Source organism: Bradyrhizobium sp. CCGB12 (assembly GCF_024199845.1).
Taxonomy (GTDB): domain Bacteria; phylum Pseudomonadota; class Alphaproteobacteria; order Rhizobiales; family Xanthobacteraceae; genus Bradyrhizobium.
The window spans coordinates 1,039,534-1,065,841 of the sequence record NZ_JANADO010000001.1; the positions used below are offsets into that span (position 1 = coordinate 1,039,534).

At 64.8% G+C, this 26,308-nt stretch carries 24 protein-coding genes; 9 read left to right on the forward strand and 15 right to left on the reverse strand.

Annotation, left to right across the window (positions count from 1 at the left end):
- Positions 1-7 precede the first annotated feature (7 nt).
- The 6 genes from NLM27_RS04790 to NLM27_RS04815 form a co-directional block, all read right to left on the reverse strand.
- Positions 8-1,234, reverse strand: coding sequence for a Zn-dependent hydrolase (locus NLM27_RS04790; RefSeq protein ID WP_254142250.1), 1,227 nt, complete (start codon positions 1,232-1,234; stop codon positions 8-10).
- Positions 1,227-2,012 carry an ABC transporter ATP-binding protein gene (locus tag NLM27_RS04795; RefSeq protein WP_254142251.1) on the reverse strand — a complete coding sequence of 262 codons (786 nt, stop codon included), beginning with the start codon at positions 2,010-2,012 and terminating at the stop codon, positions 1,227-1,229. Before NLM27_RS04795 ends, NLM27_RS04790 begins: the two co-directional genes overlap by 8 nt.
- Positions 2,009-2,782: an ABC transporter permease gene (locus tag NLM27_RS04800; protein WP_254142252.1), complete on the reverse strand. Its 774-nt coding sequence runs from the start codon at positions 2,780-2,782 to the stop codon at positions 2,009-2,011. The genes NLM27_RS04795 and NLM27_RS04800 overlap by 4 nt, the downstream gene beginning before the upstream one ends.
- A gap of 71 nt (positions 2,783-2,853) precedes the next feature.
- Entirely contained in the window at positions 2,854-3,798 is a 945-nt protein-coding gene (locus tag NLM27_RS04805; protein ID WP_254142253.1) for an ABC transporter substrate-binding protein, read from the reverse strand.
- Between the two features lie 106 nt (positions 3,799-3,904).
- Entirely contained in the window at positions 3,905-4,633 is a 729-nt protein-coding gene (gene hutC, locus NLM27_RS04810; RefSeq protein ID WP_254142254.1) for a histidine utilization repressor, read from the reverse strand.
- Positions 4,630-5,988 carry a formimidoylglutamate deiminase gene (locus NLM27_RS04815; protein ID WP_254142255.1) on the reverse strand — a complete coding sequence of 453 codons (1,359 nt, stop codon included), beginning with the start codon at positions 5,986-5,988 and terminating at the stop codon, positions 4,630-4,632. Before NLM27_RS04815 ends, hutC begins: the two co-directional genes overlap by 4 nt.
- A gap of 82 nt (positions 5,989-6,070) precedes the next feature.
- On the opposite strand from NLM27_RS04815, the gene hutI reads away from it, so the two are divergent.
- The 3 genes from hutI to hutU are packed head-to-tail and all read left to right on the forward strand — an operon-like array spanning position 6,071 to position 10,521.
- Positions 6,071-7,285: an imidazolonepropionase gene (gene hutI / locus NLM27_RS04820; protein WP_254142256.1), complete on the forward strand. Its 1,215-nt coding sequence runs from the start codon at positions 6,071-6,073 to the stop codon at positions 7,283-7,285.
- Positions 7,282-8,841 carry a histidine ammonia-lyase gene (hutH, locus tag NLM27_RS04825; RefSeq protein WP_254142257.1) on the forward strand — a complete coding sequence of 520 codons (1,560 nt, stop codon included), beginning with the start codon at positions 7,282-7,284 and terminating at the stop codon, positions 8,839-8,841. Before hutI ends, hutH begins: the two co-directional genes overlap by 4 nt.
- A gap of 9 nt (positions 8,842-8,850) precedes the next feature.
- A complete protein-coding gene (hutU, locus tag NLM27_RS04830) occupies positions 8,851-10,521 on the forward strand; it encodes a urocanate hydratase (protein WP_254142258.1) in 1,671 nt (556 codons plus the stop codon).
- A gap of 221 nt (positions 10,522-10,742) precedes the next feature.
- Here the strand turns inward: hutU and blaBJP are convergent, their stop codons facing one another.
- On the reverse strand, positions 10,743-11,627 hold the full coding sequence (gene blaBJP / locus NLM27_RS04835; RefSeq protein WP_254142259.1) for a BJP family subclass B3 metallo-beta-lactamase: 885 nt from the start codon (positions 11,625-11,627) through the stop codon (positions 10,743-10,745).
- 269 nt (positions 11,628-11,896) lie between these two features.
- On the opposite strand from blaBJP, the gene NLM27_RS04840 reads away from it, so the two are divergent.
- Positions 11,897-13,213, forward strand: a complete 1,317-nt coding sequence (locus tag NLM27_RS04840) for an esterase family protein (RefSeq protein ID WP_254142260.1) — start codon at positions 11,897-11,899, stop codon at positions 13,211-13,213.
- A 13-nt stretch (positions 13,214-13,226) separates the two neighbouring features.
- On the opposite strand, the gene NLM27_RS04845 is transcribed toward NLM27_RS04840, so the two are convergent.
- The 3 genes from NLM27_RS04845 to NLM27_RS04855 all read right to left on the reverse strand — a co-directional run bounded on the left by NLM27_RS04845 (position 13,227) and on the right by NLM27_RS04855 (position 15,357).
- Positions 13,227-13,502: a TonB-dependent receptor plug domain-containing protein gene (locus tag NLM27_RS04845; protein WP_254142261.1), complete on the reverse strand. Its 276-nt coding sequence runs from the start codon at positions 13,500-13,502 to the stop codon at positions 13,227-13,229.
- 64 nt (positions 13,503-13,566) lie between these two features.
- Entirely contained in the window at positions 13,567-14,766 is a 1,200-nt protein-coding gene (locus tag NLM27_RS04850; protein WP_254148755.1) for a hypothetical protein, read from the reverse strand.
- 321 nt (positions 14,767-15,087) lie between these two features.
- Complete coding sequence (locus tag NLM27_RS04855; protein WP_254142262.1) at positions 15,088-15,357, reverse strand: hypothetical protein; 270 nt, start codon at positions 15,355-15,357, stop codon at positions 15,088-15,090.
- Positions 15,358-15,531: 174 nt separating this feature from the next.
- Between NLM27_RS04855 and NLM27_RS04860 the strand changes: the two genes are divergently transcribed.
- The gene (locus NLM27_RS04860; protein ID WP_254142263.1) at positions 15,532-16,341 is read left to right on the forward strand and encodes an extracellular solute-binding protein; all 810 of its coding nucleotides are present in this window, start codon (positions 15,532-15,534) and stop codon (positions 16,339-16,341) included.
- Here NLM27_RS04860 and NLM27_RS04865 read toward each other — a convergent pair.
- Positions 16,315-17,013 carry an ABC transporter permease gene (locus NLM27_RS04865; protein WP_254142264.1) on the reverse strand — a complete coding sequence of 233 codons (699 nt, stop codon included), beginning with the start codon at positions 17,011-17,013 and terminating at the stop codon, positions 16,315-16,317. The two genes, NLM27_RS04860 and NLM27_RS04865, sit on opposite strands and share 27 nt — an antisense overlap.
- A gap of 450 nt (positions 17,014-17,463) precedes the next feature.
- Here NLM27_RS04865 and NLM27_RS04870 point away from each other — a divergent pair, with 450 nt between their 5' ends.
- The 4 genes from NLM27_RS04870 (at position 17,464) to NLM27_RS04885 (ending at position 21,678) form a co-directional block, all read left to right on the forward strand.
- Entirely contained in the window at positions 17,464-18,315 is an 852-nt protein-coding gene (locus tag NLM27_RS04870; RefSeq protein ID WP_254142265.1) for a 3-hydroxybutyryl-CoA dehydrogenase, read from the forward strand.
- A 138-nt stretch (positions 18,316-18,453) separates the two neighbouring features.
- On the forward strand, positions 18,454-18,918 hold the full coding sequence (locus tag NLM27_RS04875; RefSeq protein ID WP_254142266.1) for a group III truncated hemoglobin: 465 nt from the start codon (positions 18,454-18,456) through the stop codon (positions 18,916-18,918).
- Positions 18,919-19,182: 264 nt separating this feature from the next.
- Positions 19,183-19,836: a ubiquinol-cytochrome c reductase iron-sulfur subunit gene (locus NLM27_RS04880; RefSeq protein WP_254142267.1), complete on the forward strand. Its 654-nt coding sequence runs from the start codon at positions 19,183-19,185 to the stop codon at positions 19,834-19,836.
- Between the two features lie 117 nt (positions 19,837-19,953).
- Positions 19,954-21,678 (forward strand): methanol/ethanol family PQQ-dependent dehydrogenase, encoded by a 1,725-nt coding sequence (locus tag NLM27_RS04885; RefSeq protein WP_254142268.1) that lies wholly within the window; start codon positions 19,954-19,956, stop codon positions 21,676-21,678.
- A gap of 332 nt (positions 21,679-22,010) precedes the next feature.
- Here the strand turns inward: NLM27_RS04885 and NLM27_RS04890 are convergent, their stop codons facing one another.
- The 4 genes from NLM27_RS04890 to gfa form a co-directional block, all read right to left on the reverse strand.
- The gene (locus tag NLM27_RS04890) at positions 22,011-22,268 is read right to left on the reverse strand and encodes a hypothetical protein (protein WP_254142269.1); all 258 of its coding nucleotides are present in this window, start codon (positions 22,266-22,268) and stop codon (positions 22,011-22,013) included.
- Between the two features lie 55 nt (positions 22,269-22,323).
- Positions 22,324-24,636, reverse strand: a complete 2,313-nt coding sequence (locus NLM27_RS04895) for a molybdopterin cofactor-binding domain-containing protein (protein ID WP_254142270.1) — start codon at positions 24,634-24,636, stop codon at positions 22,324-22,326.
- A gap of 1 nt (position 24,637) precedes the next feature.
- The gene (locus NLM27_RS04900) at positions 24,638-25,090 is read right to left on the reverse strand and encodes a (2Fe-2S)-binding protein (protein WP_254142271.1); all 453 of its coding nucleotides are present in this window, start codon (positions 25,088-25,090) and stop codon (positions 24,638-24,640) included.
- Between the two features lie 626 nt (positions 25,091-25,716).
- Positions 25,717-26,280 (reverse strand): S-(hydroxymethyl)glutathione synthase, encoded by a 564-nt coding sequence (gene gfa, locus NLM27_RS04905; protein ID WP_254142272.1) that lies wholly within the window; start codon positions 26,278-26,280, stop codon positions 25,717-25,719.
- Positions 26,281-26,308: the final 28 nt, after the last annotated feature.

A 26,308-nucleotide genomic window follows, 5' to 3' on the forward strand; every position in this document is an offset into this window, starting at 1 on the left:
TGTACGCTCAGCCGCCGAGGATCCGCCGGCAGGCGTCGACGAACACCTGCGCGCCGGTGACGATATCGGCATCGGCGGTGTTCTCGGTCCAGTGATGGCTGATGCCGCCGATCGACGGCACGAACAGCATCCCCGCGGGCATGACTGTCGCCAGCATCTGCGCATCGTGTCCGGCGCCGCTGGGCATGCGGATGGAGCGTCCGTCGGCAAGCGTCTTGCTCGCGGCTTCGATCGCGTCCTGAATGCCTGGGTTCATCATGGCGGGCGCGCCGGTGCGGATTTTCTCCACGGTGACGGTGCAGGGGCCCTTGGCGCTGGCCTCGCCCGCCATCGCCCGCAACAACTCCTCCAGCCGCGCGATCACGGCCGGGTTGTCGTCGCGGATCTGGAACAGCATCTCGGCGCCGCCGGGGATGATGCTCGGTGCGCCGGGATCGAGCGTGATGCGACCGGTGGTCCAGACCGTGCGCGGGCCGCAGGCACTGGGGAAGCGCTCGTCGATGGCGACGCAGAATTTGGCCAGCGCCAGCCCGGCATCCCTACGCACGGCCATGCGCGTGGTGCCGGCGTGGTTCTGCTCGCCGGTGAAGTCGATCCTGTACTGCCAGATGCCGACGATGGAGGTCACGACGCCGATCGCAAGCTTGCCGCTTTCGAGCGTGTCGCCCTGCTCGATATGCGCCTCGAGATACCCGACGTGCCGTCCGGGCTCGACGCCGACGCGCGCGCGTCCCGACAGACCCATGTCAGCGAGCGCATCGCGCATGGTACGGCCGCTGGTGCGGTCGCGCGCGGCATCGATCTCGGCCTCGCTGACCTGCCCGACATAGGAGCGCGAGCCGAGGAAGCTGCCGAAATGTCCTTCCTCGTCGCACCACGCCGCGACTTCGACGGCGCCCTTGAGCGCGGGATCGGCATTGAGCACGCGCGCCGCTTCCAGCGCGTAGACCACGCCGAGCGGACCATCGAGCCAGCCGGCGTAGTTCTGGCTTTCCAGATGCGAGCCCGCCAGCAGCTTCGGCCCCGGCCTCGCGCTGGTTCCGAAGACATTGCCGATGCCGTCGATCGCGGCGGAAAGGCCAGCCTCGGGCAGCTTTTGCACCAGCCAGTCCAGCGATTGCCTGTGCGGCTCGGAGAAGGTCGGCTTGTGCACGCCGGTCTTGTAGGCGCCGACGGCGCGGAGCGCATTGAGGTCGGCAAGAACGCGTTGCCCGTCGGCGTGTGTGTCAGACATGTTCGGCAACCTTCAGCGCCTCGGTGCGGATCTCCTCGACCAGCCGTTCCTTGAGCTGGACGAATTCCGGCGTGGTCTTGATCTTGTAGGAGCGAGGATGCGGCAGGTCCACATTGATCTCGGCCTTGATCCGGCCGGGGCGCGCGCTCATGACGATGACGCGGCTGCCGAGGAAGATCGCTTCCTCGATGTCGTGGGTCACGAACAGCACCGTCTTCTGGTCGCGTTCCCAGATCCCCAGCAGCATCTCCTGCATCAGGGCGCGGGTCTGGTTGTCGAGCGCGCCAAACGGCTCGTCGAGCAAAAGAATCTTCGGGTCATTGGCGAGCGCGCGGGCGATCGCCGTGCGCTGCTGCATGCCGCCGGACAGCTGCTTCGGCCAGTGGTTCTCGAAGCCGGACAAGCCGACCTGGCGGATGAAGGCGTCGGCGATCTTGTTGCGCTCCACCTCGGACACGCCGCGCTCGCGCAGGCCGAAGGCGATGTTCTCGCGCACCGTCAGCCAGGGGAACAGCGTGTAGGACTGGAACACCATGCCGCGATCGGCGCCCGGGCCGGTCACCTCGCGCCCGTCGAGGGTGACGCGACCGCTGGTCGGGCGATCGAGGCCTGCGACGATGCGCAGAAGTGTGGATTTGCCGCAGCCGGAGGGGCCGAGGATGGTGACGAAATCGTTGTTACCGATGGTCAGGTCGGTCGGCTCCAGCGCCCGCGTCGGTGCGTTGCCGTGGCGCGCGGGGAAGGTTCGCGAGACCTGTTCGATTTTGAGGATCGTCACGCGAGCCTCCACGGAAACAGCCAGGCGTTGAACGCCTTGAACATGAAGTCGGAGAGGAGGCCGATCAGCCCGATCACGATGATGCCGAAGATGATCTGGCCGGTGTTGAGCAGCGCCTGGCTGTCGGTGATCATATGGCCGATGCCGGACGACGAGCCGATCAACTCGGCGACGATGACGTAGGTCCAGGCCCAGCCCAGTACCAGACGCAGGATCTCCGCGATCTCGGGCGCGGAGGAGGGGAGCAGAACGCGGCGGATGATGCCCCGGTCGCTGGCCCCCAGTGTATAGGCGGCCTCGACCAGGTCGCGTCGTGTCGCGCCGACGGTCACCGCGACCATCAGGATGACCTGGAACACCGAGCCGATGAAGATGACCAGCAGCTTCTGCAATTCGCCGATGCCCGCCCACAGGATCAGGAGCGGAATGAAGGCGGATGCGGGCAAATAGCGCGCGAAGGAGACGAACGGTTCGAGGAACGCCTCGACGGGCTTGTAGGCGCCCATCAGCACGCCGAGCGGCACCGCGATGATCGCCGCAAGAGCGAAGCCGCCGACGACGCGCCAGATCGTCATGCCGATGTCGTAGATGAATCCCTGCTTCGTCAGCAGGTCAAAGCCCTCCTGCACCATGGTCAGCGGGTTGGCGAGGAAAGTCTTCGACACATGGCCGCCAAACGTTGCCCAGGACCAGAGAGCAACGAACACCACGAAGAACGCAAGGCCATACGCCACGCGCTGCCTCGATGTAACGGGATTCAGAGGACGCATCAGACTGTGTATCCGAGAGGTCGATTGCGCGCCGGTCCCGCGCTCGCGCGGAACCGGCAGCTTGAGGAGGTTTACTTGATGAAGCTCGCGTCGAAGAGGTCCTCGACCTTCGGCGCGGCCTTGATGATGCCGATCTCGAGCAGGAGCGCGGCGGCGTCCTTGTTGAAGGTCAGGAAGTCGCCGGCGAAGAATTTCTGGTTCGCGGCCTTGTCCTGCCAACGCAGATACTTTGCCGAGTTGCCGAACTGCTCCCCGGTCTGCTTCACGTCGGCGCCCATGATCTCGTAAGCCTTGGTTTGGTCCTTGGCGATCATGTCGAGTGCCTCGAAATAACTGTCGGCGAGTGCCTTGGCGGCCTTGGGATTCTCCGTCAGGAACTTGGGCGTGCAGCCGAAAGTATCCATGACCATCGGGTAGTCGAGCGTGGTCGCGATGATCTTGCCCTTGTCGGGCGCGGCACGCACGGTCGACAGGTAGGGCTCATAGGTCATCGCGGCATCGTTCTGGCCGGAGACGAAGGCTTGCGCGGCGGCAGCCGGCTCCAGGTTCACGACGGTGACGTCCTTCACCGAAAGCCCGTTCTTCTTGAGCATCCAGGCCAGCGCGAAATAGGGCGAGGTGCCCGGTGCCGAGGCCGCGACGGTCTTGCCCTTGAGATCCTTGATCGCGGCAACGTCGTTGCGCACGGCCATGCCGTCGGCGCCATAGCTCTTGTCGAGCTGGAAGATCTGCTTGGTCGCAACGCCATTGGCGTTCCAGGAGATCCAGGTCTCGACCGTGGTGGCCGCGCACTGGATGTCGCCGGAGGCGACGGCGAGATGGCGGTCCTTCTGCGGGATCTTCTTGATGGTGACGTCGAGACCATTCCTCTTGAAGATGCCGGCCTCCTTCGCCAGCGTCAGCGGCGCGAAGCCGGTCCATCCGGAGATGCCGACGCCGACCTTGACGTCGTCGGCGAGCACCGGAGTGGAGGCCGTAAGGGCAATGATCGTCGCAAATACTTTTGAACTACGCATGTTTGTCGTCCTCTTGCCGATCGATGGATTGACGTCCTGTTGATCTCTGTCGGCCCCTATGGACCGTTGCCCGAAGCACTGCACGATTTGTGCCGACATCGTTCTCTCAGCCTCCCTTGAATCGGGCGACAAGGCGGTGAGAGTCACCGGGATAGAGCAGCCGCACCGCGGTGATCGTGCGCGCGCTGCGCCAGGTATAACGGTCGATCACGAGGCAGGGCGCGCCGACGGCGATGTCGAGCGCTTCTGCCGTGCGGTCATCCGCCACGACGGCGCTGATCGTATGCTCGGCCTCTGTCCATGGGACATGGTGAAGCAGCCAGGAGCCGGGCGGCTCGCGCGAGAAATCCGCAGTCGCAGCATTCGGCACGGACCCAAGATCGATCAACCTGTCCTCGACGGCGAATGGCACGTTGTCGGCGCTGTGGCGGCAGGTGATTGCAACGACCTTGCCGGCCTTCTTGACGCCGAGACGGTCACTGTCGGCGGTGGTTGCCGCGCGCAGCTTGCGGCCGATCAGCTCGTAGCCGTAAGCGCGGCCGAGCGCGGTGATCTCGGCGCGGATGTCGGCAATCTTGAGCACGGCGGACTGATGCTGCGGCCGGCGCACGAAGGAGCCGGCCCGCCGTCGCCGCTCGATCAAATCGGCCTGCGCGAGTTCCGACAGCGCCTTGTTCACGGTCATGCGCGAACAGCCATAGCGCACGACCAGTTCGTGCTCGAATGGAATGCGATGACCCGGCGGCCATTCCCCGGTCAGGATGCGCTTTTCGATGTCGGCGCGGATGCGCTTATAAAGCGTCGGTTTGTCGGCGGCGTCGGTCGCGAGGCTCATGCGACGAGCCTCCGCACCGCTGCGTTGAATTGTGTGCGCGCCTTTTCGCGCAGCCGATGCCGTCCAGTTTCGACCACCTTGTTGCCGCTGGCCCAGACGCAATCGATCGCGCCGCTGCCCGCGGCAAAGATCCAGCCGTCGATGATGGCGTCGTGCGTGCGTCCTGCCAGCGACGGATGCGCGGCGTCGAGCGTGACGATGTCGGCGCGCGCGCCAGGCGTAAGACCGGCGAGCGGCTGCGCAAGCGCCCGCGAGCCGCCGGCGAGGACATGGTCGAACAGCGTGCGTCCCGTCGAGGCGCCTGCGCCGCCGGACAGCACATTGCGCGCGTGATGCTTGAGCCGCTGACCATATTCGAGCTGGCGCAGTTCGTCAGGGACGCCGACCAGCACGTTGGAATCGGTGCCGACACCAAACGCGCCGCCGGCCGCCAGGAATTCACGTGCCGGAAAGATGCCATCGCCGAGGCTCGCTTCGGTGATGGGGCAGAGACCGGCCACCGCACCGGTCTTTGCGAATCCGCCGACCTCGTCATCCGTCATGTGGGTCGCGTGAATGAGGCACCAGCGTCGATCGAGCGGCGCGTGCTCCAGCAGCCATTGCACCGGACGCCGGCCGGACCAGGCGAGGCAGTCCTCGACTTCCTTCACTTGCTCTGCGGCATGGATGTGGACCGGGCCGCCCTCGGCAAGCGGGATGATCGCCGCGAGCTCGTCCGGCGCCACTGCGCGCAGGCTGTGCGGTGCGATGCCAATATTGGCGCCCGGTAATGTTGCGATCGCCTTGCGCGAGGCCGCCATCAGCGTGGCGAACTGATCGACCGAGCAGATGAAGCGGCGCTGGCCGTCATGCGGCGCTGCGCCGCCGAAGGAGCCGTGCGCATAAAAGCTCGGCAGCAGCGTCAGTCCAATGCCGGAAGCTTCGGCAGCCTGTGCAATGCGCGCGGCCATTTCGGCAGGGTCAGCATAATGCGAGCCGTCGCGATCGTGATGCAGATAATGGAATTCGCCGACGCGAGTAAAACCCTGCTCCAGCATCTCGACATAGAGCAGCGTTGCGACAGCCACGACGTCGTCGGGCGTCATCGCGAGCGCGAAGCGATACATCGTCTCGCGCCAGGTCCAGAACGTATCAGTGGAGTCGCCGCGCAGCTCGGCAAGTCCTGCCATGCCGCGCTGGAAGGCGTGGCTGTGCAGGCTTGCAAGCCCCGGAAGCGCGATGTGATGGCGCTCGTCGCCGGCGCCCGGCGCCACGTCCGGAGTCACCTCTGCGATCGCGCCGGCGGTGACCACCACCTGCACGTCATTGGCCCAGCCCGAGGGCAGGAGCGCGGAGGCGAAATGCAGTCGGGTCATGATTACACGCCGGCTGGACAGAACGGTCCCACGATTATATGTCTAGACATATAAGTCAAGCATCCCACGAAGGGACCGTTGCATGGCAGAGCGCTTCGACCGGATCTGGCACAATGCCCGGCTCGCCACGATGCGGGCCGATCGTCCCGATCTCGGCGAGATCGAGCATGGCGTGATCGCAGCGCGTGGCGGCCGTATCGTCTATGCGGGGGCGCAGACTGATTTTCCTGCGGATGCCGATGCGGCCGAAAGAATAGACTGCGAGGAACGCTGGATCACGCCCGGCCTCGTCGACTGCCACACCCATCTCGTCTATGGCGGCAACCGCGCCCACGAATTCGAGCTGCGTCTGAAAGGTGCAAGCTATGAGGAGATCGCGCGCGCCGGCGGCGGCATCGTCTCGACCGTGGCCGCGACGCGCAAGGCGAGCGAGGCCGAGCTCGTCGCAGGCGCACTGCCGCGGCTCGACGCGTTGATCGCCGAGGGCGTGACCACTGTCGAGGTCAAGTCCGGCTACGGCCTCGACACCATAACCGAGATGCGGCAACTCTCGGCCGCGCGCAACCTCGGCCGCCAGCGGGCGGTTGCAATCCGCACGTCCTTCCTCGGTGCGCATGCGTTGCCGGTCGAGGCTGACGGCGACAAGGACCGCTACATCGATCTCGTCTGCAACGAGATGATGCCGGCCGTTGCAAAGGCCGGCCTTGCCGATGCCGTTGATGCCTTCATGGAGGGCATCGCGTTCTCCACCGAGCAGACGGCGCGGGTGTTCGAGACGGCGCGGGGACTTGGGCTGCCGGTCAAGCTCCATGCCGATCAGCTGTCAAACCTTGGCGGTGCCGCGCTTGCCGCAAGATTCTCGGCGCTCTCGGCCGATCATCTCGAGCACACCGACGAGACCGGCGCCGCCGCAATGGCGAAGGCCGGCACGGTGGCGGTGCTGCTGCCCGGAGCCTTCTACTTCATTCGCGAGACGCAGAAGCCGCCGGTCGAGGCGTTCCGCAAACACGACGTCCACATGGCGCTGGCGACCGACTGCAATCCCGGCAGCTCGCCGCTGACTTCGCTGCTGCTCGCGATGAACATGGGGGCGACTCTGTTCCGGATGACGGTGGCCGAATGCCTCGCCGGTGTGACCCGCGAAGGCGCGCGGGCGCTCGGCATGCTTCAGGGGATCGGCACGCTCGAAGCCGGAAAGTGGTGCGATCTCGCGATCTGGGATATCGAGCGGCCCGCCGAGCTCGTCTATCGCATCGGCTTCAATCCGCTTCACCGCCGGGTGTGGAGGGGACAGTGACGGAGCAGGGTGCCGCAATCGTCGTCAAGCCGGGAGCGGTCATCCTCGACGATCTCGCGTGCGTGCTGGCAGGTCAATCCGTCGTGCTCGACCCGTTGTTCTGGCCGCGCGTCGAAATGGCGGCGGAGATCGTCGCGAAGGCGGCGCGGGCCGACGCGCCGGTCTACGGCATCAACACCGGCTTCGGGAAGCTGGCGTCGAAGCGCATTCCGCCCGACCAGACGGCGCTGCTCCAGCGCAACCTCATCGTCTCGCATTGCTGCGGTGTCGGTCCGGCGACGCCCGAGCCGATCGTTCGACTGATGATGGCGCTGAAGATCGTCTCACTCGGCCGCGGCGCCTCGGGCGTCCGCCGCGAGGTGATCGAACAGCTGCAGGACATGCTGGCGCGTGGTGTCTATCCATTGGTGCCGCAGCAGGGCTCCGTGGGCGCCTCTGGCGATCTTGCACCGCTTGCGCATATGACGGCCGTGATGATCGGCGAAGGGCAAGCGATCGTCGAGGGGAAGACCGTGTCCGGCGCCGAGGCACTCATGGCCGCCGGCCTCGCGCCGCTGACGCTTGGCCCCAAGGAGGGCCTCGCGCTGATCAACGGCACGCAGTTCTCGACCGCCTATGCCATCGCAAGCGTGCTGCGGGCATTTCGCCTGGCGAGGGCTGCGCTCGTTACCGGCGCGCTGTCGGTGGACGCAGCGATGGCCTCCACGGCGCCGTTCCGTCCCGAAATTCAGGCGCTGCGCGGTCATGCCGGGCAGACAGCCGCGGCCGCGGCGCTGATGGCGCTGCTCGACGGCAGCGACATCCGCCTGTCGCATCTCGAAGGCGACGAGCGCGTGCAGGACCCCTATTGCCTGCGCTGCCAGCCGCAAGTCGCGGGCGCAGCGCTCGACCTGATCACGCAGGCGGCGCGTACGCTGATCATCGAGGCCAACGCGGTCACCGACAATCCGCTGGTGCTGGTCGAGACCGGCGAGATCGTCTCCGGCGGCAATTTCCACGCCGAGCCGGTGGCCTTTGCCGCCGACGCGATTGCGCTTGCGCTGTCGGAGATCGGCGCCATCAGCGAGCGGCGCATCGCGACGCTGGTCGATCCCACGCTCAATTTCGGTCTGCCGCCGTTCCTGACACCCGACCCCGGCATCAATTCCGGCTTCATGATCGCCGAGGTGACGGCGGCCGCGCTCTATGCCGAGAACAAGCAGCGCGCGCTGGCCTGCTCGATCGATTCGACGCCGACCAGCGCCAACCAGGAGGACCACGTCTCGATGGCCGCGCATGCCGCGCGGCGGCTGTCGGACATGGCTGACAATCTCGCGGCCATTCTCGGCATCGAGCTTCTGGTCGCCGCCCAAGGAATCACGCTGCGCGCGCCGCATACGACCAGCGTGCCGCTCGTTGCCGTCATTGCCGCACTGCGCGAACAGGTGCCCGCGCTCGGCGCCGACCGCTACATGGCCGGCGATCTCGCCAAGGCCGCTGCCTTGATCGAAGCCGACGCGCTGCCGGCCATCGCACTCAGAGCGCTTCCATCCGATCCGTTTCCGAGACTTGATTAAGAGGTCCGCATGAACCGCCGACTGGACAATGACCGCACCATCCGCGCCCCCCGCGGCAGCGACATCAGCGCCAAGAGCTGGCTCACGGAAGCGCCCTTGCGCATGCTGATGAACAATCTTGATCCTGATGTGGCGGAGCGGCCGAGCGAGCTCGTGGTCTATGGCGGCATCGGCCGCGCCGCACGCGATTGGGAGAGCTTTGACCGGATCGCGGCGGCATTGCGCGAGCTCGAAAACGACCAGACGCTGCTGGTCCAGTCCGGCAAGCCGGTCGGCGTGTTCCGCACCCACGCGGACGCGCCGAGGGTGCTGATCGCGAACTCCAACATCGTGCCGCATTGGGCGACGCTCGATCATTTCAACGAGCTCGATCGGAAGGGCCTGATGATGTACGGCCAGATGACGGCCGGCTCCTGGATCTATATCGGCAGCCAGGGCATCGTGCAGGGCACCTACGAGACCTTCGTCGAGGTCGGTCGTCGCCATTATGGCGGCAGCCTCGCAGGCAGATGGATCCTCACCGCCGGCCTGGGCGGCATGGGCGGGGCGCAGCCGCTGGCCGCGACCATGGCCGGCGCCTCGATGCTCGCGGTCGAATGCCAGCCGAGCCGCATCGAGATGCGGCTGCGCACCGGATATCTCGATCGCCAGGCCGCAACGCTCGACGAAGCGCTGGCGATGATGGCGGAGGCGGCGAAGACGAAGAAGGCAGTCTCGGTCGGTCTGCTCGGCAATGCCGCGGAGATTTTTCCGGAGCTGGTGCGCCGTGGTATCAGGCCAGACATTGTCACCGACCAGACCAGCGCACACGATCCGATCAATGGATACTTGCCGAAGGGCTGGACGCTCGCGGAGTGGGAAGCCAAGCGCGGCTCCGATCCGAAGGCGGTCGAGCGTGCGTCCAAGACGTCGATGGTCGAGCACGTCCAGGCCATGCTGGATTTCCACGCGCAGGGCATCCCGACGCTCGACTACGGCAACAACATCCGCCAGATGGCGCAGGACATGGGCCTGAAGAACGCCTTCGATTTCCCGGGCTTCGTGCCCGCCTATATCCGTCCCCTGTTCTGCCGCGGCGTCGGGCCGTTCCGCTGGGCTGCGCTCTCGGGTGATCCCGAGGACATCTTCAGGACCGACGCCAAGGTCAAGGAGCTGATGCCTGACGACAAACATCTGCACAATTGGCTCGACATGGCCAAGGAACGCATCAAGTTCCAGGGCCTGCCGGCGCGGATCTGCTGGGTCGGCCTCGGCGACCGCCATCGCCTGGGCCTTGCCTTCAACGAGATGGTGGCGCGCGGCGAATTGAAGGCACCCGTCGTGATCGGCCGCGATCACCTCGACAGCGGCTCGGTGGCGAGCCCCAACCGCGAGACCGAAGCGATGAAGGACGGATCGGATGCTGTGTCGGACTGGCCGCTCCTCAATGCGCTGCTCAATTGCGCCAGCGGCGCGACCTGGGTCTCGCTGCACCATGGCGGCGGCGTCGGCATCGGTTATTCGCAGCACGCCGGAATGGTGATCGTTGCCGACGGTACGCCCGAGGCAGCCAAGCGGATCGAGCGTGTGCTCTGGAACGATCCCGCCAGCGGCGTCATGCGCCATGCCGATGCGGGCTATGAGGTCGCGATCGACTGCGCCCATGAGAAGGGGCTCGATCTGCCGAGCCTGGCGAAGTAGCTACAGCTTCGTTCTATAGACCCGCTCGATCCGCGCTTCCTCGCTCGGGAGGTGGCGTTAGATTGCCGAATGTTTGATGCCCATGCGCTTGGCTGCTCGCAGCGACGTCCTGCTAATCATGTGCGTCGGCCCGATCGTCCGCAGTACCTCGGCGCTGCGGACCGGCGTGCTTGCTTCACGTCTTCCCGTCGGAATGACGTGAAGCGCAGTGCCTGACGTCGTTATTTCTTCTCCAGCGCCGCGGTCTGCTTGGTCAGCTGCTTGTCGAAATCCTCCGACAGGCTGGTGATGTATGTTGAGAGCTCCCCCGGCTTGACGAACGGGTTCGGCGCGCCATCCTTCATCTGGGCGCGTTTGGCCTGCATGCCATAGACCTCCGGATGCGGCCCGAGCAGCACGTCGATCTTCATCGCCTTGGCCCTGGCGAATGTCGCGCGATAGTCGTCGACGATGCCGGGATAGGTCGGCTGGCCGACCAGCCTGTTCAGCGCCACCGTGCCGCTGCAGAAGAACAACACCTCGCGGCTCTGATCGCCGTCCTTGACGCTCATCTCCCAGCTGGTGCAACCCGGCGAGTGGCCGGGCGTTGCATGCGCCGTCAGCGTGATGTCGCCGAGCGTAACCTTGTCGCCTTCCTTCACCGTGCGGTCGACCTTCACCGCGGGGAAGGCGAGGTCCTCGTTCTTCTCGTCGCCGGGATAGTAGCCGCCTTCGAGCAGCGGCTTGTCGCGCTCGCCGGCCACGAGCTGCGCGCCCGTCTCCTTCTTGATCTCGGCAAAACCGCCGGTGTGATCGAGATGCGCATGCGTGTTGAGGATGACCTTGATATCGGAAACCTTGAGGCCGAGTTTCGCGATATTGTCCTTGATCATGCCGGTCGACTGGGGCATCGCCGTGTCCATCAGGATCAGGCCTTGCGAGGTCTTGATGACATAGACGGCGATGCCGTCGGTCCCGACATAGTAGATGTTGCCGATGAGCTGGAACGGCTCGAACGGTGCTGTCCACTTCTGCATGACCGCCGCCAGAAAATCCTTGAGGGTCTGCGCCTGCGCGCCGCTTGCGAGGAACGCCAACGCACACAGCGCGGCCGTGAGTTTTCTCATAGTTTGCCTCCCGAAGTGTTCTTGTCATTTTGGCTGGACGCGATTTCGCACGGCTTTGCCGGTGTGCAAGCTACGTCGGGCGAGGTGCGGCAGCAACGGCCTCTTGTACGGAAATCTTCGCGGCATGCGCGGAATAGCGGTTGCCGTCCGATTTGAGCATGGCGGGTATCGCAGCAACGCCGCCGGCTGGCGTTTGACCGCGTGCGGGCGGCCCGCCATACTTTGCCTCAAGACGAGCCAGCAAGACTCGTCGGTACCGGGAGCTGGAAATGACCAATTCATTATCCGTCCTTGCGGGGACGCTGATTTCTGTCGTCTCCTTCACTTCAATTGCCCTCGCGCAGCCGGCCTGCGTCACCCAGAACATGGCCGTGCCGCCCGGTGCGAACACCACGGACAAGACGGCGCCGTTCTTCATCGACACGACAGGCCTCGACTTCAAGACGGCGCCGCCGACGCGTGATCCATCGAGCGCCAACTATCCGCGCGCGACCGAGCTGCCCGACGGCACGCTGCCGCCGCCGGGGGCGGAAGGCAATTTCATCATCGGCCCGACCCACAATCCCGCGCCGGAGACGATCGCGAAGGAAGGCGTACCGCGCGGCACGATCAAGTCCTTCACGCTGACCTCGAAGCAGAGCACGATCTACAATCCCGGCCTGATCCGCGACGACCTCGCCGGCTGCACCAATTCCTCGATCATGACGACCGTTACCGCGCCGGAAGACAAGTCGCACATGGTCGTCACCACCAGCCATCCCGGCATCTGGTCGCGTACGATCGACGTCTACGTGCCGGCGCAATATGTCGCCGGCACCGAGGCGCCGTTCATTGTGGTTGGCGACGGCGGCTCCAACGCCTACAAGGACCTCGCAACGACTCTCGACAATCTGATCGCGCAGCGTCGAGTGCCGCCGATGGTCGCGATCCAGATCGGCAATGGCGGCCAGGATGCGCAGGGCAGCCAGCGCGGCCGCGAATATGACGCGGTGTCAGGCGCCTACGCGCAGTTTGTCGAGCGTGAAGTGCTGCCGCTGGTCGAGGCGAACGCGGACGTCAAGCTCACCAGGAATCCCGACGGGCGCGCGACCATGGGGTTGAGCTCGAGCGGGGCTGCGGCCTTCACCATGGCTTGGTTCTACCCCGATCTCTATCATCGCGTGCTGGCCTTCTCGCCGACGATGGTCAACCAGCAATGGCCGCACGATCCGTCGCTGCGTGGCGGCGCCTGGGAATATCATAGCGCATGGACGGGGCCGGCCGGCCCCAACCTCATCTCCAAGGCCGGCGTGCTCACGCCGGCGGAGCCGCCCGGTGTGCCGCTCATCGCGAGCGCGCCGACGAAACCGATCCGCTTCTGGTTCTTCGGCGGCGACCAGGACCTGTTCTATCCGAATCCCACCATTCCCGATGGCATGCACGACTGGACCCTGTCGAACGCGCTGATGGCCAAGGTACTGGCAGAGAAGGGCTACCACTATCAGTTCCTGTTCGTGCGCAACGCCAAGCACGTCGATCGGCCGACGATCGCGCAGACGCTGCCGTCGGCGCTTGAGTGGATCTGGAAAGGTTATCCGAGCCCCTGAGCGAGAAAGTGGCCTAGCGCCCGATCGTCACGCCGGCGGTCGAGCGCATGGCATCCCGGAGGCTCGTCGCCTTCATGTCGTCGAGAACCTGCCGCGTTAGCACGGTGGTCTGGCCGGGCGTGTTAAGGATCGTTTCGCCGCGCGAGGAGGAGAGCCGATCGGCCTTGTAGGGCGCGGCCGGATCAGTGGCGGGCGCAGCCGTAGCACGCAGCCGTTTGCCGGCGGCGAGAGCAGGCTGCGAGATGCAGAAGGCGGCGATCAGGATCAGGGACAGCGACCTTGCGCGCATATGCGGTCTCCCATGTCGGGAGATCATCCTAGCACATTTGCGCCGGTGGCCGCGGAAGAAGGGATCAGCCAAGAGCGGCTTGAAGTTCCCGCACGGGCTCGCGGATCCGGTCGGGTTTCCCAGGCTCGGCGAGCCGCGTAAAACTGCGCTGGCTCGCATGCGCTGGCGTCTCGACGATGACGCCCTCGCAGACGATCTGCCCGCCCAGCATCTTGAACTCCAGCTTGTCGTAGCGCGGCATCGTCTCGCCGGGGGCTGGCGGCAGCAGTCCGACACTGCCCTGGATGTTGAGCGTGGCATCGCCGGTGCCGTGAAGGCGTGGATTCCACATTCTGATGCCGGTCTCCGCCCAGCGCTGCCGGATCAGCGCGGCGCGATCGACGGGTTCCGCGACCTTTGGCCGAGACTTCCGCGGGTTGGGGGTCTTCGGAGCGGGAGACGCTGCGATCGGCTCCGGCACGGCATCCGCGACGACGCTCGATGTATCGGTAGAAACGTCCGCAGCAGTGGTCGCCGTGACGGGCGCGGCATCGCTAGCAAGGCCCGGCTCGATCTCTACCACGGCGTTGGGAGACGGAGCGCTGTCGATGCTGCTCTCGGCGACATCCTCCGTCGTGACTTCGCCATCGGCAAGCGCGACACACGGGTCGTCCACGACGGCCAGCGCAACATCCACCGGCAGGCCGGAGGACGTATCGTCGTTGACGATGAGGACGTGTGCATCAACTGAGGCAGTCTCGACATCGGCGGACGGGACCGCTGCCTCCTCTGCGATGGGTTCGACGTTGGCCTGGAGTTCGAAAGCTGAATTGCTGCTGATGACGGGCTCAGGAACATCGACCGGCTCGACCTCGACGGCGGCGGTGGCGACCGCTGCTTCTTCGACGACGACGGGTTCAACGTTCACCGGGAATTCTGCAGGCGGATCGTTGCTGACGACTTCAGGAGCATCAACCGGCTCGCTCTCGGCCGACGAGATCGCAACCTCTTCGATGACAAGCGGCTCGACGTCTGCCGGCGCCTCCAGGGTTGGATGATTACCGATCTCGGTATCCCTTGTCTCGATATTCCTTGGCGCTGCGGACGGGCTGTCCGCGACGACAGCGGCGTCCTCTGCAGCGCCGATAACGGTGTCGAGAGGCGGAGCTGCTTCTGCAACGGCGGCAGCCGAGTCGCTTGCGGCATTCGGCGCGACGTCAACGCTGCCGTGCGTAGGCCGAAGCCGGGTAAACGCCCATTCCACCGCGGGGATGCGGCGCAGCAACGATATCAGTCTCGAAAGCACTGGGAGCTGTCCAAGGGGTACTCGGCGTGAGGCAATCGCTGATTCGTCAGCAATGTGAAAAACTGCCCCGGCCGTCACACCGATGTCAATGTAGGTGGGACCAATTGCAGAACATCGTCGCATCATCGTGCGCGGGCGCGATCGTCTGGCGACGGCCACAGCTCAACCGGACCAAGCGCCGGCCATCATCGAGAAGCTGCGATCGTCGCGAAGCCTCGGCCGCCCACGTGATCACGCGCACGGAGCTGCCGTGCCCATCCCGGATACGCTTGTTTCGAAAGAAGGAGGAGCCGCGCCCCTCTACTTGCCCGAGCCGGTACCACTCCCGGCCTGGCCGCCCATGTTGTTCGTGTTGCTGCCGGCTGACGAGGGCTGAGGGCCCTTGCTGTCGCTGGCCTCGTTCTGCATATTCGACGAGCGGCCTGTCGTCATGCCTTTGGTCGCGGGTCCCCGCGACGAGGGACCGACGTCGCCCTTACTGGATGCGCCCGGAGCGGGTTGTGTCTGCGCGAATGCGCCTCCGGTCGCCATTGCCACCACGCACGCGGATGCCAGAATGATCTTCTTCATCGTGGTCTCCCTGACCTTCACTTCGGGGACAACCTGCCCGAGCTGACGACGTTCCCAGGCGTCGGCTCGTCGGCACCGCTTCGCATCAATTCTCGTTGCGCCCAATGTTGGGGTTCCCGTTTTGGTCAACTGCGGCTATTGAGGAACCACATTGTCTTGTTCGAGGGACGACGCATGAGGAAGATTGCCGCCGTTGGAGCAATTCTGCTCTGGTCCACCATCGCATTCGCGCAGGACCGCACCATAACCGTGGCTTCGACGACGTCGACGGAGCAATCGGGACTGTTCGGCTATCTGTTGCCGCTGTTCTCGAAGACCGAAGGGGTCGAGGTGAAGGTCGTTGCTGTCGGAACCGGCCAGGCACTCGACATCGGACGGCGGGGCGATGCCGACGTGGTGTTCGTCCATGACAGGGTGGCCGAAGACAAGTTCATGTCCGAAGGGCAGGGCGTGAAGCGCTTCGACGTCATGTACAACGACTTCGTCATCGTCGGGCCGAAGAGCGATCCGGCGCACATCGCCGGCGGCAAGGACGTTGTCGAGGCGCTGCGCAAGATCGCGACGGCCAAGGCGCCGTTCATCTCGCGCGGTGACAAGTCCGGCACGCACGCGGCCGAGTTGAGGCTGTGGAAGGAGGCGGGCGTCGATCTCGGTGCGGGCAAGGAGGGCTGGTATCGGGAGATCGGTCAGGGCATGGGTCCGGCGCTGAACATGGCGTCGTCCTCGAATGCCTATCTCCTGTCGGACCGCGGCACCTGGCTGTCGTTCAAGAACCGGGGCGAGCTCGCCATCCTGACCGAGGGCGACAAGCGGCTGTTCAACCAGTATGGCGTCATGCTGGTGAATCCGGCAAAGCATCCAAGCGTGAAGGCGAAAGAGGGGCAGGCCTTCGTCGACTGGCTCATCTCGCCGAAGGGGCAGGATGCAATCGCAGGCTACAAGGTCGGCGGCGAGCAGCTATTTTTCCCCAACGCGTCCCACTAGCACGAACGCGACGGTCGACACCGCGACGCTGAGCGCGAGCAGGATCAGCCCAAGCCCCAGCGCCAGCGGCAGATCGCCCTTGCTGGTCTCCAGCGCGATCGCGGTCGTCATTGTGCGCGTGAAGCCGCGGATGTTGCCGCCGACGATGATGATGGCGCCGACTTCAGCGATAGCGCGGCCGAAAGCCGCGAGAAAGGCCGTCAGCAGCGAGGTCCGTCCCAGCGCGAACAGAAGCGCCATGCTGCGCAGGGCCGACAATCCATCGATCCGCGCCAGATCGCCATACTCCGCCCACAGCAGGCTCGCCGGCCGGTGCACCAGCGCCACCACGATCGGCGTCGCGAGCAGCGTCTGCGCGATCACCATGGCGGTTGGCGTGAACAGCAAGCCCGCCGCCCCGAGCGGGCCGGATCGCGACAGCAGGAGATAGAGCGCGAGCCCGACCACGACCGGCGGAAGGCCGAGCAGGGCATTGGTCAGCACGATGACGACCTGCCGCCCGCGGAAGCGCGTGATCGCAAGCAGGGCCCCGAATGGTGCACCAATCAGCAGCGCGAGGATGCTCGCGGTCAGGCTGACGCGCACCGACAATGCGACGATGCCGAGCAGCTCGGCATCCGCCTCGCCGATCAGAGTGAAGGCCGCTGCGATGGATTGCGCGAAGTCGTTCATCCGAGCCGGGACATTGGCGCCGGCCGGAGTGCCTCGGGGGCGTCGGTGTCGGGACTGCGGAGGCGTTTCACGGATGTTTCCCTGCGCGTGTCGCAGTGCAATGCAGTTGCGAGATCGCGTTCCGCAGGCACTTGTGGCTCGGCCTGCCGCAGGAGAAGTTTTCCCTGCCGCAGGCCAATCACAGAATACCCACGTGGAGCGGTTTGGGAACCGAATTCAACTGGAATTCAATGTCGCGGGCGGGATGGCACGCGGTCTGCTTTCCGCCTCAGTGCCTGCCGGGCCGCCAAATCATACCCCTTTCGCTATGGAATCGCGGCTTTATTCCCTTGTCGGATGCGTTAAGGAACAGGATCGGGTCGCGCCAGGCCTATGGCGGTGCTAGACCCTGACGCAGGAACAATGGCCGGGCCGCGCTGGCACGGACGCAAGGATGAAGGATGTGACGCAATGATCCAAACCGTTGGCATCATCGGGGCAGGGACCATGGGGAACGGCATCGCGCAGAGCTGCGCGGCGGCCGGACTCTCGGTCGTGATGGTCGATATTTCCGATGCGGCGGTGAACCGCGGCCTTTCGACCGTCGGCGGCAGCCTCGAGCGCCTGGTCAAGAAGGAGAAGATGTCGGCGGCCGACCGCGAGGCGACGCTCAAGCGCATCACCGGCACCACCGACCGGGCGAAGCTGTCGGATTGCGATCTCGTCATCGAGGCCGCCACCGAGAACGAGGAGCTCAAGGTCAAGATCCTGAAGGACCTCTGCGCGACGCTGTCGCCGCGCACGCTGGTCGCGACCAACACCTCCTCGATCTCGATCACGAAACTCGCCGCGGCAACCGACCGCCCCGACCGTTTCATCGGCATGCACTTTTTCAATCCCGTGCCGGTGATGGCACTGCTGGAGCTCATCCGCGGCCTGCAGACCTCCGACGATACCCACGCCAAGGCGCTCGATTTCGCCAAGCGCGTCGGCAAGGTGGCGATCACGGCGAAGAACAGTCCGGGCTTCGCCGTGAACCGCATCCTGTGTCCGATGATCAACGAGGCGATCTTCGCGCTACAGGAAGGGATCGCAACCGCAGAAGAGATCGACGCCGGTATGAAGCTCGGTTGCAACCATCCGATCGGGCCGCTCGCGCTCGCCGATCTCGTCGGGCTCGACACCATGCTTTCGGTGATGGAGGTCTTTTATAAAGGCTTCAACGACCCTAAATATCGGCCAGCCCCGCTGCTGAAAGAGATGGTCGATGCCGGTCATCTCGGCCGCAAGACCGGGCAGGGCTTTTACACCTATAGCGCCTGATGAAGGCATCGGCGGCGGGCCCCTTCGCGTCCGCCGCCAGATCCCGCGATTTGCGCTGCGACAAAGACGCCGCGCGCCATGGGCCTACAATGTTGAACGAGGCGGCTCGCGGGAACAACGGAACGGATAACGAAGGACATGTCGGATCGACTTAAGGCCGAGCGCGAGGCGGCGGCTGCGCGGCGGAACCTGTTGACCCAGGATGCGATCGAGCGCACCGGGATCACCGAAGAGATGATCGGGGAACTCGTCACGCGCTTCTATGGACGCGTACGCGAGGATGCGCTGCTCGGGCCGGTGTTTGCGATCGTGCAGAATTGGGACGAGCACCTCGCCAAGCTCAAGGATTTTTGGTCTTCGGTCGTGCTGATGAGCGGCCGCTATCACGGCTCGCCGATGCGGGCGCATATGCCGCTCAACCTGGTCGGCGATCATTTCGACCGCTGGCTCGATCTGTTCGAGCAGACCGCGCGCGAAGTCTGCCCGCCGCCGGCGGCTGCGCTCTTCATCGACAAGGCGCGCCGCATCGCCGACAGTTTTGAGATGGCATCGGCGACCATCGCCGGCCGCATCGCTGCGCCGCGTCATCTGCTCAGATCCTGAACACGACCGACCTGCCTGCAAAACGTGCAGTTGTGTCGCTTTGAGGTTGCGCTACGCGACCAACAGCGCGCCGCACCAATTCCAACATCATCGGTCTGATCTGCAAAATCATCATGCTGATCGCGTGATGTGACGTTGCAATTGCAAATATGCGCTGGAATGCGCTCCTTCGCATTCAATCAAAGCGAGCAACGTCATATTGATGCACTGCGGCGCCAATTCTTCGCCTTGTTTTCGGCAGAGTTCCAGCGCCTGCTGATGGGCATGTCAAGCGCATCGTTCAACGCTCCTTCCTCACCATCCGAGAACATTGCGGAACACGACGCCGACGCGGGCATCGAGCAAACGCGGCGAACGCTGCTGCTCGGCGCGCTCGCGACCACCGCTTGCCTCGGCTGTTCTCCGCCGGCACGCGCGGGTGAAGATCCGCCCGGCTCGGACGAACGGCCACAGAAGGGGGATGTGCTCGTTTTTTCCGAAGGCGATCACGAGGGAAAACTCATCACCGCGGCCGATCTGCCGGCCGGCGGACCGCCGGTCCATGCCTGGCCGAAGGATCCCAACACATCGGTTGTGCGTAGCGCCTCGCGGCTCAACGAGATCCTGATCATCAAGCTCGATCCCGCCGAGCTTGACGAGAAGACTCGCGCGCGCGCTGTCGACGGGATCACGGCCTATTCGGCGATCTGCTCCCATGCCGGCTGCCCGGTTACCGCTTGGGTGAAGAGCGATGTCGGTGACAAGGAGGTGTTCAAGTGCATGTGCCACAACTCCGAATACGATCCCCGCGCGGGCGCGCAGGTCGTGTTCGGGCCGGCGCCGCGACGGCTCGCAGCGCTGCCGCTGGCGCTCGCTGACGGCTCGCTCAGCGTCGCCGGCAATTTCATCGGAAAGGTAGGTGGCGCGCAGCCAGGATGACGGACGGTGCGGGCCATGCCCGCGTCACGAGAGGCCGCATCCGCCGATGGGCGGACGACGGGACGAACGACAAGAATTCACAACAAGAATTCAAACGGATGAAAAAGGGGAACGTCCATGACCAGGAAGCAATGGTACCTGTCCGGCTTCGTCGCCTTCACGTGTCTTGCCGCGACTGCCGCGACCGCCGGCCCGATCGAGAATTATTCACCGGTGACTGCGCAGCGGCTGGAAAATCCGGAACCCGGCAACTGGATGCTCTACCGGCGCACCTATGACGGGCAGGGCTACAGCCCGCTTGACCAGATCAACACTTCGAACGTGAAGAACCTCACGCCGGTCTGGACCTTCGCTACGGGCGTCGTCGAAGGCCACGAGGCACCGCCGATCGTCAATAACGGCGTGATGTTCGTGGCGACCCCGATGGGGCAGGTGATCGCGTTGAACGCGAAGACCGGCGACGAATACTGGCGCTACAAGCGGCAGCTTCCCGACGATCTCTTCCAACTGCATCCGACCAGCCGCGGCGTCGGCCTGTGGGAGGACAAGCTCTATCTTGCCACCACCGACGATCATGTCGTCGCGCTCGACGCCAAGACCGGCAAGGTGGTGTGGGACACCAAGGTGCAGGACTACAAGAAGGGCCAGTACATGACGCTGATGCCGCTTGTCGTCGACGGCAAGGTCATCGTCGGCGGCTCCGGCGGCGAGTTCGGCGTGCGCGGCTATGTCGCCGCCTTCGATGCCAAGGACGGCAAGGAGCTGTGGCGGACCTACACCATTCCCGGCGAGGGCGAGCCCGGTCACGACACCTGGCAGGGTGACGACTGGAAGAACGGTGGCGGCTCGGCCTGGATGACCGGCAATTACGACAAGGACACCAAGACGATCTATTGGGGTGTCGGCAATGCCGCGCCTTGGCCCGGCGAGATGCATCCCGGCGACAACCTCTACACCTCGTCGGTGCTCGCGCTCGATCCGAACAACGGCAAGATCAAGACCTATCACCAATATCACCAGAACGATTCCTGGGACTGGGACGAGGTCGAGGCGCCGATCCTGATCGACCTGCAGCGCGACGGCCGTAACATAAAGAGCCTGGTTCATCCCGGCCGCGACGCCATCTTCTGGGTGCTCGAACGCACCCCGACCAAGATCAATTACGTCGCTGGCTGGCCGTTCGTCTCCACCGACGTCTGGAAGGGCATCGATGAGAGCGGCAAGCCGATCCTCGATCCCGCACACAAGCCTGTCATCGGCAAGCGCGTCGAGTTCTGTCCGTCGCTGTGGGGCGGCAAGGACTGGCCGTCGGCGGCCTATAGCGAAAGGACCAAGCTCGTCTATGTGCCGGCCAACGAAAATTTCTGCGGCGGATTCACCGGCGAGAAGATACCGCTCAAGCCGGGCGAACTGTGGCTCGGCACCAAGCCTGAAGACATCGGCCTGAAGACGAAGCCCGGCGCCGATCATTTCGGCGAGTTGCAGGCCTGGGATCCCGTCACGGGCAAGAAGGTGTGGCAACACAACTTCCCGAAGTCGCAGCTGTTCGGCTCGGTGACGGCGACCGCAGGCGATCTCGTCTTCGTCGGCGGTACCAACGACCGCAACTTCCGTGCCTTCAACGCCAAGACCGGCGAACTCTTGTGGGAGCAGAAGACCAACTCCGGCATCATGGGCATGCCGTCGTCCTATGAGATCGACGGCACGCAGTACATCGCGATCCAGTCGGGCTGGGGCGTGGACGCGCAACGCATCCAGGATGCGCTCGCGACCAACAATATCGGCATCGAGGCCAACGTGCCGCAGGGCGGCGTGATCTGGGTGTTCGCACTGAAGAAATAAGCTCCGCCGGCGGATCGAAACAGGCGGAGCAGCAGGGGGTGGCGAATGCGGCGGACGGCAACGTCCGCCGCATTTTTGCGTGCATGATGAGATTTCTTCCTTCTCCCCTTGTTGTGGGAGAAGGTGGCATAGGCGGCCCTTAGGCCGCCGTTCTTAAGAACGCCGAAGCATAGCTTCGGCTATAGCGCCGGATGAGGGGTTCTATCCGCAGACGACAATCGCGAATTGGACTCGCGGAAACAAACCCCTCACCCAAGCGAGCTCGTGTTAGGCAGCATCGCTGCCCTCTCCCGCAAAGGGAGAGGGCACATCCATGCGCAGCCGTCAGATAACTACTTCCCCAGCCTGTCGATCTTGTCCTTTTCCTTCTGGTTCATCTCGCGAACCTTTGGATCAGGATTGTGTTGCCCGGTGGTCTGGCTGGTCGAGGCGGGCGGGGCGTTGGCGTTGGGCAAGGAGTTCTGGTCCGGCGCGGTGGGACGCGTGGCTGTGGTCGGCGGGGCGGTGGTGCCTTGGGCGAACGCGCCGGCGGCCGTCAAAAGAAAGGCGCCCGACAGCGAGACTGCGAGCGCCTTTGAGATGTTGGTCATCGATCTGCTCCTGTCAGATCGATGGAAACGGCGCGAGGCGCCTTCTGTTCCGTGCTCAGGCCTCCAATTGCTTGCCGATCGGAAGCGAGCGGATGCGTTTTCCCGTCGCCGCGAAGATCGCATTGATCAGCGCGGGCGCGAACGGCGGAACGCCGGGCTCGCCGACGCCGCTCGGCGGCGTGTCGGGTCCCGGCGGCACGATGTAGACGTTGGTCACCGCAGGAGATTCGTCGATCCTGACGACCTGGAAGTCGTCAAAGTTCTTCTGCTGTACCTTGCCGTCCTTGAAGGTGATCTCACCGTATTTGGCGATGCTCAGCCCCATGATCGCGGCGCCCTCGATCTGCGAGGCGATGCGCTCGGGGTTGACATAGGTGCCGCAATCGATCGCCGTGTCGACCCTGGGCACCGTCAGCTTGCCCTTGTCGTCGACGGCGACCTCGACGATCGTCGCGATGTAGCTGACGAAGCTGCGGTGCACGGCGATGCCGAGGCCGTGGCCCTTCGGCACTTGACGGCCCCATTCGCCTTTCTCGGCAACCAGCTCGACCACCTTGCGCAGGCGCGCGGTGTCGATCGGGTAGCTGTCCTGGGGCTCGCCATAGTTCCAGAGGTCTTTCACCGCGGGCTTGACGATGCGCGGGCTGCCGATCAGCGCGAGCAGCGTCTCCTTCTGGTCGCGGCCGGTCGCTTGCGCGATCTCGCCGACCATCGACTGCACCGCGAAGGCGCGCGGGATGTTCGAGACCGAGCGGAACCAGCCGATGCGGGTGTGCGCGGCCGCTTCCGGGTTCTCGCAGGAGATGTTGGCGATCTCGAACGGCATGTCGACGAGGCCCATGCCGATCTCGAACGGGGCCTGATGCACGGTTCCGGCGGCAAACGTCGAGGCGATGCTGGGGGCCACACTGCGATGGCGCCAGGCGATCACCTTGCCGCTCTTGTCGAGACCCGCTTCGATCCGCTCGACCGAGACGGTGTGGAGGAAGCCGTTGTGGATGTCGTCCTCGCGCGTCCACTGCACCTTCACCGGCGCGCCGAGCTCCTTCGAGAGCAGTGCGGCCTCGAGCGCAAAGTCGCATTTCGACTTGCGACCGAACCCGCCGCCGAGCAGCGTGACGTTGACCGTGACGTTGTCCTCGGGAATGCCGAGCGTCTTGGCGACGTCCTCGCGGGTGCCGCCGGGGCTCTGCACCGGCGCCCAGATCTCCGCCTTGTCGCCCTTGACGTCGGCGACCGCCACCGGCGGCTCCATTGCGACATGGGCGAGATGGGGAATGTAGTACTCGCCGACAATAACCTTGTCGGCGCTCTTCAGCGCGGCGTCCGCATCGCCCTCCTGGCGCAGGACGAGGCCGGGCTTGCGCGAGGCCTCCTCGAGCTCCTTGCGGTAGGCGACGGAGTCGTATTTGCCATTGGGACCATCGTCCCACACCAGCTTCAAGGCGTCGCGGCCCTTGATCGCAGCGCCGGTGTTGCGCGCGATCACGGCAACGCCGCCGAGCGGCTGGAATTTCGAAGGCCACGGCCAGCCGCGCACCTGCATCACCTTCTCGACGCCGTTGATCTTCAGCGCCTCTTCCGGCTCGAACTTGACCAGCTTGCCGCCGGTCACTGGCGGACGGGCGATCACGGCATATTTCATGCCGGGCAGCCGCACGTCGGCGCCGTAATGCGCCTTGCCGGTGGTGATGTCGTGGAGATCGACGATGCTGACTTGGCCCTTGGTGAGATAGCGGAAGTCCTTGGGGTCCTTCAGCTTGAGGCCTTCGATGCTGGGTACCGATTCCTTGGCGGCGTCGGCTGCGAGCTCGCCGAAGCCGAGCTTGCGTCCGCTGGCGCTGTGGACGACCTCGTGATTGACGGCCTTGACCTCGGTCGCCGGTACGCCCCAGCGCTTCGCCGCGGCCTGCTCCAGCATGGTGCGGGCGGAGGCGCCGATCTGGCGCATCGGGATCAGATAGTGCCGCGTACTGCGCGAGCCGTCAGTGTCCTGGTTGCCGAACTTGACCTCGTCGCCATGGGCCTGCTGCACCTTGACCCTGCTCCAGTCGGCTTCCATCTCCTCGGCCACGATCAGCGGCAGGCTGGTGCGCACGCCTGTGCCCATTTCCGAACGGTGCCCGACGATAGTGACGATGCCGTCCGGGCCGACCGAGACGAACACGCGCGGATCGACCACGACGCCGTGCGGCATCTTTCCGGCACCGGTTTCATAGGCGAATGCCTGGCGCGACATCACGGGCGCGGCGAGCACGAAGCCGCCGGTGACGCCAAGCCCCTTCAGGATGCTGCGGCGTGAGACTTTCTCGACCCTGATGTTCTTTTCGAAGCCGCGAAGCTTGCGGGGATTGTCGATGAAATTCATGTCACACTCCCGTCGATGCGAGATGGACGGCGTTCTCGATGCGCTGGTAGCAGCCGCAGCGGCAGATGTTGCCGGACATGGCCTCGCGGATCTGGTCGTGGGAGGGTTTTGGGTTGTCCATCAAGAGCGCTGCGGCCTGCATGATCTGCCCGGCCTGGCAGAAGCCGCATTGGGGCACGTTGACCTGGCGCCAAGCCTTCTGCACCGGATGATCGCCGGTGGGATGCAGTCCCTCGATCGTGGTGACCTCGCGTCCGGCGACGTCGTTCACCGACGTGATGCAGGCACGCACGGCCTCCTTGTCGACGATGACGGTGCAGGCGCCGCACAGGGCCTGGCCGCAGCCGAATTTGGTCCCGGTCAGCCCGGCCTCGTCGCGCAGGAACCAGAGTAGCGGGAGATCCGGGTCGCCGTCCCAGCTCTGTTCCTGGCCGTTGATCTTCACCTTGATCATGATCGTCCCTCGCTCTTCATAAGCATGCCAAATCTAGAGTTCGCCGACGCGGGTCGGCGACGGTTCGTGCGTCGTCTCGCCACATTCCGCCGTCGTCCCGCGCGGGCAAATCCCGGAGGGAAGCAGAAATTCCAATGGCGATGTCCGGATGTGCTCGATACCTCCCGTTTGTTCTTGATTGTTTGAATCCGCGCGGCATCGTGACGGCGCGAGCGTAGCAGAGGTCGCACCGGCCCGGCGTTCACAGCCGAGTGTTCTCACCGGGAAAAGATTGCATCGCTGGTTTGTCAAAAGCAGGGCGCGGCTTCATGCCGCGCATGTGCGAAACGGGCGCAACAAAAAAGCTTCGTCCGCCAGGAACACTGCACGGACGAAGCAGGATGCCTCAGTCGAGGGAGGGAGAAGCGCAAGCGCCGTGAACTTCAAGCAGGAAGCGGGCGGTCCTGCGCAATCATTCAGAGACCAGGACTGAGGAGCTGATGGCCCTCACATACGCATGGTGCACAAGCGGCGGCATCGCCGCGATGGTCCGGGACGGGGACCGATCCGGCTCGCTGGCGGTGGTTGGCGCCAGCGAGCGGATAGGGGACCGGCGAAGGCTCGGCGGCCCGGCTCAAGCGGCCTTCTCAGGCGGCTTTGGCTTTCGCCACGTGGGTCGCAATCGCGTCCATCAGCGGCGGCGACAGGCAGTCATAGGGCTCCAGGCCGATCTCCTTCAGCCGCGAACGAATGCCAGCCATCTGCTCCGGCTTGACGCCCGATTCGATGATCGAGGAGACGAAGGCGGCGAATTGCGGCGCCTGCGAGCCCTGCTCCTGGAACAGCTCGGGATGGACGAAATCGAGGCCGTAGAACGGATGGCCCTTGTTCTCGATGCGGCCGTACATGTGGGTGCCGCAGGCCTTGCAGGCGTGGCGCTGGATTACCGCGGACGCGTCGACGACCTGCAGCTTGTCGCCGTTCTCGAGCACGCTGACGTTCTGGCGCGGCACCACGGCGACGACCGAGAAGTTCGCGCCCTGCGGCTTCCAGCACTTGGTGCAGCCACAGGCGTGGTTGTGCGCGACGTCGCCCTTGATGCCGACCTTGACCGGATGGTCCGCGCATTTGCAGACCAGCGTGCCGCCTGCGAAGCTGCCGCTGCCCTGTTTGAGGCCGTTGTCGATCGATGGATGGAGTGCAACAGTCATGGGTCGATCCTCCTTGGTGTGATGTCTG